Genomic DNA, 13,579 nt, shown 5'->3' with positions numbered 1-13,579 from the left:
AGTGTCACACGCTTCACAGGCCGAATCGGCTGCCCGCGACTACGCGGCGTGGCAGCAGGCGGTGGCGGCGGTGCTCGCGAAGGCCCGCCGGGTGGACGTGTCCGAGCTGCCCGCGGAGCCGGAACGGCTCCTCGACACCCCCACCTACGACGGCGTCACCATTGCGCCGCTGTACACGCGCCGTGACGAGACCGCCGAGACCGCCCTGCCGGGCGAGTTCCCGTTCGTCCGCGGCCGCGACGCACACCGTGACGTGAACCGGGGTTGGCTCGTCAGCGCGGCGTTCGGTGCCGGCGAGTCGGATCCCGCCGCCACCAACCAGACGATCCTCGACGGCCTGGAGAACGGCATCAGCGCCGTCTGGCTCAGCGTCGGCACCGACGCGCTGCCCGCCGCCGGCGTGGCGAAGGCGCTCGAGGGCGTACTCCTGGACCTCGCGCCGCTGACCCTCGACGCAGGCGCGGACACCGCGGCCGCGGCCGAGCAGGTCCTCGCGCTGCTCGATGCGCGGGCCGCCGCCGGTGACGGCGTCACCGACCGGGCCGCGGTCACCGTGAGCCTCGGCGCCGCGCCGCTGACGAGTCGGTTCGCCGACCGGGCCGACGTGGACCTCGCCGCCGCCGTGGCACTCGCGCAGACCGCCGCGGGCCGCGACGAGACCGTCCGCGCGCTCACCGTCGACGGCACCGTGTTCCACAACGCGGGCGCCAGCGACGCGGAGGAGCTCGGCGCGGCCATCGCGGCCGGGCTCGAGTACCTGCGGGCCCTGACGGCCGGGGCGACCGCAGCGACGGGGGATGCCCCCGCCGGTCTGACGATCTCGCAGGCGCTGGGCCAGGTCGAGTTCCGGTTCTCGGCCTCCGACGACCAGTTCCAGACCATCGCCAAGCTCCGGGCCGGACGCCAGCTGTGGGCCCGGATCGCGCAGGTGTGTGGCGCATCCGAGTTCGGCGGCGCCCCTCAGCACGCCGTCACCTCGGCCGCGATGATGACCCAGCGGGACCCGTGGGTGAACATGCTCCGCACCACGCTCGCCGCGTTCGGCGCCGGCGTCGGCGGTGCCGACTCGGTGACCGTGCTGCCGTTCGACGCCGCGGTGCCGGCGGGCACGCTGGAGACCTCCAAGTCCTTCGCGGCTCGCATCGCCCGCAACACCCAGCTGCTGCTGCTCGAGGAGTCGCACCTCGGCCGGGTCCTCGACCCCGCCGCCGGCTCCTGGTTCGTCGAGGACCTGACCGCCTCGATCGCGGCCAAGGCCTGGGAGTTCTTCCAGCAGATCGAGGCCGACGGCGGGTTTGCCGCGGCGCTCGAGTCCGGGCTGGTCGCGGACCGGATCGCGGTCACCCGCGCGGCCCGCGAGTCCGACATCGCGCACCGCAAGACCGCGGTGACCGGCGTCAACGAGTTTCCGAACCTCGACGAGAAGCCGCTGCCGGTCGGCGCGAGCGGCCCGCTCGACGACGTCGCCCGTTACGGCGCCGCCTTCGAGGCGCTCCGCACCCGGTCCGACAGCCACCTGGCGGAGAACGGCTCGCGGCCCAAGGTCCTGCTCGCCGCGCTCGGCTCGGTGGCCGAGCACAACGGCCGCACCACCTTCGCGTCGAACCTGCTGGCCTCCGGCGGCATCGAGGCCGTCAACCCGGGCACCCTCGACCTCGGCACCCTGCCGGGCGTCGTGCGGGACGCGGGCACCACGGTCGCGGTGCTCTGCGGCACCGACAAGCGTTACGGCACGGACGGTGTGCCCGCGGTCGACGCGCTGCGCGCGGCCGGCATCGAGACGGTGCTGCTCGCCGGTCCCGAGAAGACCTTTGCCGACGCGGAGGGTTCCGACCGCCCCGACGGCTTCCTCACCGCTCGTATCGACGCAGTGTCGGCCCTGTCCGGCCTGCTTGACACCTTGGGAGTGAAATGACCAGCCGCGTCGGCCACCTGATCGGCAGCTTCGCCGACGTCCCGCTGACGGACCCGGCCGCGCCCGCCCCGCAGGCGCCCACCGTGGACCAGTCCGCCGCGCACATCGCGGAGGCGGCGGCAGCGAACAACTACACCGCCGACGAGGTGGTGTGGTCCACCCCCGAGGGCATCGACGTCAAGCCGGTCTTCACCAAGGCCGACCGTGACGCGGCGGAGGCCGAGGGCTACCCGCTCGACAGCTTCCCGGGCGCGGCGCCGTTCCTGCGTGGCCCGTACCCGACCATGTACGTCAACCAGCCGTGGACCATTCGCCAGTACGCCGGCTTCTCCACCGCGGCCGAGTCGAACGCCTTCTACCGCCGCAACCTGGCGTCGGGACAGAAGGGCCTGTCGGTCGCGTTCGACCTCGCGACGCACCGCGGCTACGACTCCGACCACCCGCGCGTCGCCGGCGACGTCGGCATGGCCGGTGTGGCCATCGACTCGATCCTCGACATGCGTCAGCTCTTCGACGGGATCGACCTGTCGCAGGTGTCGGTGTCGATGACGATGAACGGTGCGGTGCTGCCGATTCTCGCGCTGTACGTCGTCGCGGCCGAGGAGCAGGGCGTCACGCCCGAGCAGCTCGCCGGAACCATTCAGAATGACATTCTGAAGGAGTTCATGGTCCGCAACACCTACATCTACCCGCCGAAGCCGTCGATGCGGATCATCTCCGACATCTTCGCCTTCGCCAGCGCGAAGATGCCGAAGTTCAACTCGATCTCCATTTCCGGCTACCACATCCAGGAGGCCGGCGCGACGGCCGACCTGGAGCTGGCGTACACCCTCGCCGACGGCGTGGAGTACATCCGCGCCGGCCTGGACGCGGGCATGGAGATCGACAAGTTCGCACCGCGGCTGTCGTTCTTCTGGGCCATCGGCATGAACTTCTTCATGGAGGTGGCCAAGCTGCGTGCCGGCCGCCTGCTGTGGGCCGAGCTGGTCGAGAAGTTCGAGCCCAAGAGCGCGAAGTCGCTCTCGCTGCGTACCCACTCGCAGACCTCCGGCTGGTCGCTGACCGCGCAGGACGTGTTCAACAACGTCGGGCGGACCTGCGTCGAGGCGATGGCCGCGACCCAGGGGCACACCCAGTCGCTGCACACCAACGCGCTCGACGAGGCGATCGCGCTGCCGACCGACTTCTCGGCTCGCATCGCGCGTAACACCCAGCTGCTGCTGCAGCAGGAGTCCGGCACCACCCGGCCGATCGACCCCTGGGGTGGATCGCACTACGTCGAGTGGCTCACCCACCAGCTGGCGAACCGTGCGCGTGCGCACATCGCCGAGGTGGAGGAGGCCGGCGGCATGGCGCAGGCCATCAGCGAGGGCATCCCGAAGCTCCGCATCGAGGAGGCCGCGGCCCGCACCCAGGCCCGGATCGACTCCGGCCGCCAGCCGCTGATCGGCGTCAACAAGTACGTGCCGGACGAGCCGGACAGCATCGAGGTGCTCAAGGTCGAGAACTCCAAGGTGCGTGCGGAGCAGCTCGCGAAGCTCGCGGCGCTGCGGGCCGAGCGGGACGAGGCCGCGACGCAGGCCGCGCTCGCCGAGCTCACCCGGGCGGCGGCGTCCGCCGAGGGTGGCATGGAGAACAACCTGCTCGCGCTCGCCGTGAACGCGGCCCGCGCAAAGGCCACCGTCGGGGAGATCTCCGACGCGCTCGAGAAGGTCTACGGGCGTCACCAGGCCGAGATCCGGACCATCAGCGGTGTGTACCGGGACGAGGCCGGAAAGGCGGAGAACATCGCTACCGCAACCGAACTCGTCGAGGCGTTCGCCGAGGCCGAGGGTCGTCGTCCCCGCATCCTGGTCGCCAAGATGGGCCAGGACGGACACGACCGCGGCCAGAAGGTGATCTCCACCGCCTTCGCCGACCTCGGCTTCGACGTCGACGTCGGACCGCTGTTCCAGACCCCCGAAGAGGTGGCCAACCAGGCCGCCGACGCCGACGTGCACGTCGTCGGTGTCTCCTCCCTGGCCGCCGGACACCTCACCCTGGTGCCGGCGCTTCGGGAGGCGCTCGCCGCGGTGGGCCGCCCCGACATCATGGTCGTCGTCGGCGGCGTCATCCCGCCCGGCGACTTCGAGGAGCTGTACCAGGCCGGCGCAGCCGCCATCTTCCCGCCCGGCACGGTGATCGCGGACGCGGCCACCGGACTGCTCGAGAAGCTGTCGGCACAGTTGGGGCACGATCTGAGTGGCAGCTAGGCCGGTCCTGGACCTGACCGCACTCGGCGATGCGGTGCTGGCCGACCGGCGGGCTCAGCTCGCCAAGGCCATCACCCTCGTCGAGTCGACCCGGGCGGATCACCGGGAGCAGGCGCAGCAGCTGCTGCTGCGCCTGCTCCCGCACGCCGGTGGTGCCATCCGAGTCGGCATCACCGGTGTGCCCGGGGTGGGCAAGTCGACCACCATCGAGGCGCTCGGGATGTACCTGCTCTCGTTGGGGCACAAGGTGGCGGTCCTGGCCGTCGACCCGTCCTCGACGCGGACCGGCGGTTCGATCCTGGGCGACAAGACCCGGATGCAGAACCTCTCGGTGGAGCCCAACGCGTACATCCGCCCCTCGCCGACGTCCGGCACCCTCGGCGGCGTCGCGAAGGCGACCCGCGAGACCATCGTGCTGCTCGAGGCGGCCGGCTACGACGTGATCCTGGTCGAGACGGTCGGCGTCGGGCAGTCCGAGGTCACGGTGGCGAACATGGTCGACACCTTCACCTTCCTGACCCTCGCCCGCACCGGCGACCAGCTGCAGGGCATCAAGAAGGGCGTGCTCGAGCTGGCCGACATCGTCACGGTGAACAAGGCCGACGGCAAGCACAAGATCGAGGCGAAGGGTGCGGCCCGGGAACTGGCCGGGGCGCTGCGGCTGATCTACCCGCACGACGCGTTGTGGAAGCCGCCGGTGCTCACCATGAGTGCCCTCGAGAACGACGGCGTCGACAAGTTCTGGGACGAGGTCCTGCGGCACCGGAAGGTGCTCGGGGACGCCGGGGAACTCGAGCGCAAGCGACAGCAGCAGCAGGTGGACTGGACCTGGTCCATGGTCCACGACCAGTTGCTGCGCCGGCTCGACGACGACGCGGAGGTCAAGTCGATCCGCCACGACGTGGAGCAGCAGGTGCGGGAGGGCTCGCTGACGGCGGCCCTGGCCGCGCACCGGATCCTGGACGCGTTCGACAGCTGACGGTCGGTTCGGCCGGGCCTCTGAGCCCGGCCGAACCGGTTCGATGCAGGTCAGAGGCTTTCTGTCCCGGACCTGCGGTCGGCGCGGTGTTAGGATTGCGACGCCGCGAGGTCGACCCACCAGGTACCGCTCATCGGCGCGGTACTCGGCCCGGGGCAGAGGCGGAAGTGCCGACCATGAGGGTTTCCCGCAAGGACCGCGGTCCGGGCTCCCGCCACGGCGGGCGTCGCCTCCGGCACGCACGCGCCACCCGACTCGCGGTCCTCACGTCGTGCGCCGCGCTGGCGATCGCCGGCTGTTCGGGCACGTCGGACACCACCAGTTCGTCGCGATCCGGCGCGACCACCGTCTCCGCGCCGGCATCGGCCGCGCTGAAGCCGATCGACCCGGCCGCATTTCAGGCGGCGGTGGCGGACGCCGCCGAGGTGCTGATGGTCCCCGGCGCGGTGGTTCAGCTCCGCACCCCTCAGGGCACCTTCGACGCGGTCGTCGGCACCACCGAGCTGGGCGCGCAGACCCCGCCGGACACCGGCACCCACTTCCGGGTCGCGTCGAACACCAAGACGATGACGGCGGCGCTGATCGTGCTGCTGGCCCAGGACGGCAAGCTCCGGTTCGAGGACCCGGTGTCCGCCTACGTGCCGGACGTGCCCGACGGCGACAACATCACCATTTCGGAGCTGCTGAAGATGCGCAGCGGGCTCTACGGCTACACGGACGCGCCGGAGTTGTCGGCGGCCCTGGACGCCGACCCGGCACGGGTCTGGACACCCCAGGAGGTGCTGGACATCGCGTTCCGGCACCCGCCGGGGTTTCCGCCGGGCACGGCATTCGAGTACAGCAACACCAACTACGCGCTGCTGGGCCTGGTGGCGGAGAAGGCCGGCGGCCGCCCGCTGGCCCAGCAGTTGCAGGACCGGCTGTTCGGCCCGCTCGGGCTGGGGCGGACGTCGCTGCCTGCGGCCGAGGACAACTCGCTGCCGGAGCGCTACTCGCGCGGCTACATGTACGGCGACACGTCCTACGCGCTGGTCGACAAGCCGTACCCCGCCGACCTGCAGGCCGCCGCACGCAGCGGCGCCCTGCAACCCCTCGACTACACCCACCAGAACCCGTCCTACGCCACCGCCGCCGGGGCGGTGATCTCAACGGCCGACGACCTGGCCACGTGGACCCGAGCGCTGGTGTCGGGCAAGGTCTTCGACGCCGACCACCAGCAGCAGTGGCTCCACAGTCTGCAGCCGGAGGACCCGAACTCACCGGACGGCCGGCAGTACGGCTACGGCATCACGTACCAGCGTTTCGGGCCGAACGCCTCGATGTACTACCACGGCGGCGAGCTTCCGGGCTTCAACTCCTTCATCGGTCACGACCCGGACAACGACGTGACGCTGGTGATCTGGACGAATCTGACCCTCTCGCCCGACGGCAGGACCACGGCAAATGCCTTGCTGCCCACGGTTCTCGACGAGATCTACACCGGGTTGTCCGTGGCGCCGACACCCGCCGTCACCCCCACCGGCTGACGCCGGTCAGCGCGCGACGGTCGCGGCGACCAGGTCGTGACCGAGGTCGAACCGGATGCCGTCGGGGTTGGTCAGTCCGGGTCCGCGGTACCAACTCTCGTCGGCCTCCGGGTGCGGTCCCACCAGCCCGACCCGGCCGGCGCCGTAGCCGGTGACGGCGGCCGCGACCGTCCCGGTCCGGTACCGCGCCGGCACCGTGGTCTCCGGGGCGGTGACCCAGTCGCCGGTGAACTCCGGGCCGTCCTGGAAGAACATGTGCCGCCGCTCGCCGCGCCAGTTCACCTCGATCACGGTGTCGTCGGTGTCCTGCACCTCCGAGCCGGCTGTCCCGAGGTAGCGGTGCACGGTCTCGGGCACCAGGTCGAAACCGGGATCGGCCCCGGCGAGGTAGGCGCCCAGGCAGAAGCCGAGGTAGTTGCCGCCGCCGTGGACGTAGGCCCGGATGTCGGCTGCGTGCGAGCGCATCCGGCGCCACGCCGGACGCACCTCGCCGCCGCCGGGCTGGGCGTAGACGGCGGCGCCGGCGAGCGCTTCCGCGGTCAGCTCGACGTCCTCGTCCGGTCCGCAGTAGACGACCCGGAACGGGTCCGGCGCCGATTCGAGGAGCCGCCCGACGGCCTCGGAACAGCCCGAGCAGGACGCCTTCCCCCGGTACACCAGCGCGACCGGTCGATCGTCGGGCCGCTCGTGAAGTGCCCAGCCGGCGGCGGCGCCGCCGATCGCCGCCGTCCCGGCACCGAGCAGGAACCGCCGCCGGGTCAGCTGCTCACGCCCGGTACTCACGCCGGCCCGTGCCCGGCAGACCGGCGTGAGGCCCAGTCCTCGGTGCGGCGGCGCACCCGGCTGGTCACGGCGGTGACCAGTCCCTCGAGCGGGCCACGGCCGGCGGTGGCCTTCCAGACGATGGCCAGGGCGATCATCACCACCACCTGGCGCAGGTAGCCGGACCAGGGTCCGTACACGTCGAAGTCCGAGTTCACGAACATGATGTGGCCGACGTAGGCCGTCAACGACAGGCTGCCGACGGCGGCCAGGGGGACGAACAGCACCCGGACGGCCAGCGCGAGGTACCGGCGCGTGACGTGGCCGAGCAGCAGGGCCACCCCGAGCACGGCCAGGGTGCTGCCGATGGTCGCGGCCAGGTCCAGTGGGGTGCCGGTGTGCGGGCCGTCGACCGCGAGCCACCACCAGGTGGTGGTGGGGACGGTGCCGTCGCCGCCGAACGCCAGCAGTTCGGCGATGACGTCGTCGTCGGTGGTGGCGTCGAGGTGTTCGAGGCCGCCGAACGGGTTCAGCAGGGCCCAGGAGGTGACGGCGGAACCGAGCATCAGCGCGACGCCCGTACCGGCCAGACCCGCGGCGACGCGGATCGAGGTCAGGGTGAGCCGGCCGACCACGATGCCCGCGCCCACGTACGTCATCCAGACCAACGCGGGGAACTCGCCGGTGAAGACGAGCGTCGAGAGCATGCCGAGGGGATCGGAGAACAGCGCCCCGAAGCTCAGCTGCTCGTCGAGGAACTCGGGCAGGTGGGGCCGCAGCGCCTGACTGAGAACCGGCAGCAGCAGTCCGGCGGCGACCGTCGACACCAGTAGCGTCCGGGTCGAGAGGTAGATCAGCGGGATGGCCAGCAGGAACATGACCGCGTAGTAGGTCAGGATCACCACGCCGAACTCGATGTCGGTGTATCCCAGGGACAGTCCGATCAGTCCGATCACGACCGCCCGGGCGGCCAGTGACGCACTGATCCCGGTGGCCTCGGGGCCGCGATGCAGGCGGCGACGTCGGGAGATGAACGCGATGCTCACCCCGGCGAGCACCGCGAAGATGGCCGCGGCGCGACCGGCCGCGAGCGAGAACATCCAGGTGGGTTCGCCGGCGTCGTCGTACTCGTTGAGGGAGTGGACGGCGATCATGCCCAGGACCGCCAACCCGCGGGTGGCGTCGACGCCGACGAGGCGCGAGGCCTGGCGGGTCGGGGGAGCGGCGGTCGGCTGCGAGACGGCCGCGGTGTCCGGAGTGACGCTCATGGTCAGCACATCACCGCGTCGATCAGGTCCAGCCCGGCGGCGACGCCGGTGGACTCGGGTGTGCGCAGGCCGGAGTCGGCGAACCAGTCGGCATCGGCCTCCGGGTGCGGGCCGACGACGCCGACCCGGCCCGAACCGAAGTCGGTGGCGAGCGCGGCCACCTGCCCGTTGGCGTAGTTTGCGATGACTTCGACGTGGGCGGCGGGGGCCGCGTTCAGCTCGAACATGGGTCCGTCCTGGAAATAGAGGGGTTGACGGTATCCGCGCCACCGCACCTCGACGGTGGTGGCGTCGGTCGAGGCCACGGCTGCCCCGGCGGAGGCGATGTACTGGTCGGTGTCGCCGGGCAGCAGGTCGAAGCCCGGGGTGGCGCCGGCCAGGTAGCCGCCCAGGCAGAAGCCGAGGTAGCGGCCGCCTCCGGAGACGAAGTCGCGAATGGTGTCCCGGTGCCGACGCATTCGCCGCCAGGCCGGTCCCAGGGTGGCGCCGCCGGGCTGCGCGTAGACGGTCGCCACGCCGAGGGCCGCGCGGGTGAGCTTGACGTCCTCCCGCGGCCCCACGTAGTGGATGTCGAAGTTCCACCGACTGCGGCGCAGCAGCGACGCGACGGACTCGGGGCAGCCGGGCGCGGTGGCCCCGCCGCGGTAGACCAGCGCGAGCGGACGACGGGTGGTCACGAGCGGACTCCCTGTGCCGGGATCCCGTGCCACCGGGTGTGCGGTGGCAACTGCTCGCCCTTCATCAGCAGCGACAACGCATCGAGTTCGGCGCCGTCGCCGACCACCGCGTCGTAGAGGACGATCGAGCGAGTGCCGACGGTGGCGCTGTCGCCGACCGTGACCGTGGACATCTTCATCACCCGGTCCTCGAAGAGGTGGGTCTGCAGTGAGACACCCGCCCCGACGGTGGCGTCGTCGCCGATCCGGACCAGGTCGAACTCGGTGAGGTAGGTGGTGCCGATCCAGGCGCGGCGGCCGATGGTGGCGCCGAAGCTGCGCAGCAGCGGGGGCAGGAACGGGGTGCCCATCAGCTGGTGCAGCAGCACCGGTACCGCGGCAGCCTCGTACACACCGGTCGCGAACTCGGCGCGACGGACGAACTTCGCCCACAGCGGCTCGACGCGGGGCACGTAGGTGCCCACCATGTTCCGCTTCACCGCGGCCGCGTAGAGCACCACGCCGTACGCCGTCGCCAGCGCCAGCAGCGGGGCGACGACGACGGTCACGAACATGCCGGTGTTGCGGGCGAACTGGGACAGGCCGAGCAGGTAGAAGTACAGGCTGACCCCGACCACGGTGGCGGGCAGCGTGATCCGGAAGAACTCGATGAAGAGCCGGTGGGCGACGACGCCCCGGCCCGGGCTGAAGATCTCGGAGTCGTCGAAGTCGCCGCTGTCCTGACGCGCCGGCAGGAAGATCGCGGGCGAGCCGAGCCAGGAGGTGTCCGGCGGCACGCCGCCGGCGGGCGGCACCGTGAGCACGCCGATCAGCGAGCCGTCGCCGGTGCGGGTCCCGCTCGGCAGCATGGCGGCGTTGCCGACGAACGCTCGGGTCCCGACCTCGGTGTGCTCGAACAGCATTCGGCCGTTGCAGACCGTCGCCCCACCGAGACTGGCCATGTCGGCCACGAAGCTCTCGTCGCCGATGGTGAGCAGGTCCGGGTCGATGTGCGCCACCGTCGAGACCTCGGCACCGGCGCCGACCCGGGCGCCGAGCAGGCGCAGCCACGGTGCCGTGTACAGGGTGGCGTAGAGCGAATTGTTGTAGGTCAGGCTCATCTCGAAGAGCTTGTCGGTCATCCACTTCCGGATCCCGAGGCCGGACGCGGTGGGGTACTCGCCCGCCGGCAGATTCGGCAGGATCAGCTTCTTGCCGCCTGCGACCACGGCGCAGACGGTGAGCACGTAGACGGCGCCGGACAGCAGCGTCGCGAGCAGTGCGGCGATCATGCCGTACTCGAGCAGCACGGCCCAGACCATGACCAGGCTGGGCACGATGGTCGCGATGGCCAGCAGTTCCAGCAGGGCCAGGCCGCCCCAGGCAGCAGCGGTCAGTCGGCGGGTCCAGCTCGGCGCGGGTCCGGCGGCGTGCATGGCCTCGACGCTCTCGCTCAGCGCGGGCACCTCGGACGGCGGTGAGCCGATCCAGCGCTGACCGTCCGGGATCCGCCAGCCTCGGGTGAGGGTGGACTGCTCGCCGAGCATCGCGTCGTCGCCGAGCCCGGATCCTGGTTCGAGGACGCAGTTCTCGGCGACGAAGGCGCGGTCGCCGATCACGATGGGCGCGAGCACCACCCAGCCGCTCGCGACATGCCACGGCCGGAGGTCGGTGTTGTAGCCGATCGAGGCGTGGTCGCCGATGGTCACCATCGAGGGGAAGGGCACCGTGCTGGTCCCGATGTAGCTGTCACGGCCCACCTCGGCGCCGGTGGCGCGCAGGAAGCTCGCCATCATCGGGGACCCGCTCAGCACCGGCATGGGCGAGAGCATCATCAGGTGCTCGACCATCCACAGTCGGAGGTAGGTGGCTCCCCACAGGGGGTAGGTGCCGGGCTTGATGCCGCGGGAGAGCGGGCGGACCAGCAGTACCGGCAGCACCCAGCGCACCAGCAGATACGTCGGCACGGTTGCCAGGAGTAGGTCCACCAGCGCGCCGAAGGAGGGCTGGCCGTCGTGCAGGCTGTAGACGACCGAGACGGGAAGGGTGACCACCAGGAGGATGAGCAGCAGCAGCCCGCCCTGTGCACCGCCGGCCCGGGCCACTTCCGAGCCACGGGGCACCCGCGGGGGCAGTTTGTCCACCGGCGGCGCCGCGACCGCGGCCCGACCGGCCGCGGGCGCCAGGGCAGCGGCCAGTTCCCGGACCGTCGGGTTTGCGTACACGTCCCGGATGCCGAGGGCGTCGTCGACGCCGCGCTCACGGAGCGTGGTCACCAGCTGCGCGGCCAACAGCGAATGTCCACCCAGTTCGGTGAAGAAGTTCGCGTCCACGGACAGCGCGTCGGCCTCGACGCCCAACTGTTCGGCCCACAGCACCTGGAGGGTGCGCTCGAGGTCCGACGCGGCGGCCACCACGGGCCCGGCCGCAAGTGCCAGACGCTGTCCGGTCGGCTCCGGCAGTCGGGGCCGGTCGACCTTTCCGCTGGGCATCATCGGGAGCTCGTCGACGATGTCGACGAACGTGGGCACCATGTAGTCGGGCAGGCGTGAGTGCGCCTCCCGGTGCAGGCGCTCGATCAGTTCGGGGGAGCCGCCCTGGCGGGCCGAACCGGTCCGCAGCACCAGGTAGGCGGCGAGGTGCTGGGAGCCGGTGACGGTGGCCAGGGTGACCACGCTGCTGGCGACGGCGGGGTCCTCGAGCAGCACGCTCTCGATCTCGCCGAGGTCGACACGGTGGCCGCGGATCTTGACCTCGCTGTCCGCGCGCCCGAGGTACTCGATCTCGCGGTCGTCGGTGATGCGGCCCAGGTCGCCGGTGCGGTAGAGCCGTCCGCTGGGTCCGGCAAAGGGATGCGGGAAGAAGCGGTCCGCGGTGAGGTCCGGGCGGCCGACGTAGCCGCGGGCGACGCCGGGTCCGCCGATGCAGATCTCGCCGACCTCGCCGTCGGCGACCGGGTACCGGTCCTCGTCGAGGATGACAACCGAGTAGGTGGGCAGCGGTACGCCGATGGTGACCGGGCGGCCGGGCAGCAGCTCGCACCAGGTCGCGGTGACCGTCGCCTCGGTGGGCCCGTAGGTGTTGAGGATCCGCCTGCCCGGCCGCGCCCAGCGCTCGACGATCTCGCGGGGGCAGGCCTCTCCGCCGACCAGGACGCTGCGCAGCCGGGGGAGGTCGCGGGGGATGGTCGCGAGCAGGGTCGGCACGCAGTACAGGACGGTGATCGCGGCGTCGTCGAGGAAGTCCGCCAGTTCGCCACCGAGCCGGCGGGAGTCGGTGGGGCCGGCGACCAGCGTCGCCCCGACGGCCCAGGTGGGCCAGATCTCCTCGATGGAGAAGTCGAACGAGATGGTCATGCCCTGGTACACGCGGTCGGTGGGCTGCACGTCGTAGACCTCGGGTACCACGTCGAGGAAGTTGCAGATGCTCGACTGCGCGACCTCGACGCCCTTGGGCCTTCCGGTGGAACCGGAGGTGTAGATGACGTAGGCGGCCGGGTCCTTGTGCAGGATCTCGAGGTCCGGCCGGGTGCCGGGCTGGCCGGAGATCTCGGCGGCCTGGGTGTCGAGCTCGAGCCAGTTGGTGTGCAGCGTGGAGAGGGTCTGCCCGAACGATGCGGTGGTGACGACGAGGTCCACCCCGGCGTCTTCGGTTATGTACGCGATCCGGTCGGCCGGTGAGGCCGGGTCGATCGGCACGAAGGCCGCGCCGGCCTTGAGCACACCGAGGATCGCGACGTACGTGGCGGGCGAGCGTTCGAGCAGGATCGCCACCCGCGACCCCACCCCGCTGCCCAGCGCGGTGAGCTGGTGGGCGAGCTGGTTGGCGTGGAACTCGAGCTGAGCGTAGGTCAGTCGGACGGACCCACATTCGACCGCCACGGCGGAGGGCGTGAGGTCGGCGGTGGCCTCGAAGACATGGTTGAGCCGACGACTGAGGGGCCGGAAGGCGGACCCTCCGGCCGGGCTCGGCTCCACCCGCCGCATCGGTGCTGTCATGTCTTCGTGCAAGGAGGCCCCCCCAGGCGAAAGTTATTTGATGGTTAACATTGAGGCGAACAGCACGGCCATAGAACCATGGGGGTTGGGCGTCGCCGACGTGCCGGCGGCGTCCCAGTGGATGGGTGACCACTGGCCTCGCCCGGGCCCGGCGGGCGAGTGGACCCTTTCCGGACGGTCGTCCAAATCCGTACCGCGGGTCCGGGTTTGGCGACAAAGGGCC

Annotated in this window: 8 protein-coding genes; 4 read left to right on the top strand and 4 right to left on the bottom strand. The window is 71.3% G+C overall.

The features are described from left to right. The first annotated feature begins 1 nt into the window (after position 1). The 4 genes from mutA to AC1DU4_RS11200 all read left to right on the top strand — a co-directional run bounded on the left by mutA (position 2) and on the right by AC1DU4_RS11200 (position 6,672). Complete coding sequence (gene mutA / locus AC1DU4_RS11215) at positions 2 to 1,915, top strand: methylmalonyl-CoA mutase small subunit (protein WP_477839807.1); 1,914 nt, start codon at positions 2 to 4, stop codon at positions 1,913 to 1,915. Continuing rightward, positions 1,912 to 4,167, top strand: a complete 2,256-nt coding sequence (gene scpA / locus AC1DU4_RS11210; protein ID WP_477839805.1) for a methylmalonyl-CoA mutase — start codon at positions 1,912 to 1,914, stop codon at positions 4,165 to 4,167. Before mutA ends, scpA begins: the two co-directional genes overlap by 4 nt. After that, positions 4,157 to 5,146: a methylmalonyl Co-A mutase-associated GTPase MeaB gene (meaB, locus tag AC1DU4_RS11205; protein ID WP_477839803.1), complete on the top strand. Its 990-nt coding sequence runs from the start codon at positions 4,157 to 4,159 to the stop codon at positions 5,144 to 5,146. The genes scpA and meaB overlap by 11 nt, the downstream gene beginning before the upstream one ends. Positions 5,147 to 5,322: 176 nt before the next feature. After that, complete coding sequence (locus AC1DU4_RS11200; RefSeq protein WP_477839801.1) at positions 5,323 to 6,672, top strand: serine hydrolase domain-containing protein; 1,350 nt, start codon at positions 5,323 to 5,325, stop codon at positions 6,670 to 6,672. A 6-nt stretch (positions 6,673 to 6,678) separates the two neighbouring features. Here AC1DU4_RS11200 and AC1DU4_RS11195 read toward each other — a convergent pair whose 3' ends face one another. From AC1DU4_RS11195 to AC1DU4_RS11180, 4 genes are read right to left on the bottom strand one after another with little or no spacing between them, the layout of a single operon-like run. Then, positions 6,679 to 7,455, bottom strand: coding sequence for a BPL-N domain-containing protein (locus AC1DU4_RS11195; protein ID WP_477839799.1), 777 nt, complete (start codon positions 7,453 to 7,455; stop codon positions 6,679 to 6,681). Continuing rightward, positions 7,452 to 8,702, bottom strand: coding sequence for a heparan-alpha-glucosaminide N-acetyltransferase domain-containing protein (locus AC1DU4_RS11190; RefSeq protein ID WP_477839797.1), 1,251 nt, complete (start codon positions 8,700 to 8,702; stop codon positions 7,452 to 7,454). Before AC1DU4_RS11190 ends, AC1DU4_RS11195 begins: the two co-directional genes overlap by 4 nt. Positions 8,703 to 8,704: 2 nt before the next feature. Beyond that, positions 8,705 to 9,379, bottom strand: coding sequence for a BPL-N domain-containing protein (locus AC1DU4_RS11185; RefSeq protein WP_477839795.1), 675 nt, complete (start codon positions 9,377 to 9,379; stop codon positions 8,705 to 8,707). After that, complete coding sequence (locus AC1DU4_RS11180) at positions 9,376 to 13,356, bottom strand: Pls/PosA family non-ribosomal peptide synthetase (protein ID WP_477839793.1); 3,981 nt, start codon at positions 13,354 to 13,356, stop codon at positions 9,376 to 9,378. Before AC1DU4_RS11180 ends, AC1DU4_RS11185 begins: the two co-directional genes overlap by 4 nt. Positions 13,357 to 13,579: the final 223 nt, after the last annotated feature.

The organism is Rhodococcus sp. P4_F5, assembly GCF_056401315.1.
The sequence above is the reverse complement of the archived record's forward strand: the minus strand, read 5'-3'. Positions and strand labels throughout refer to the sequence as shown.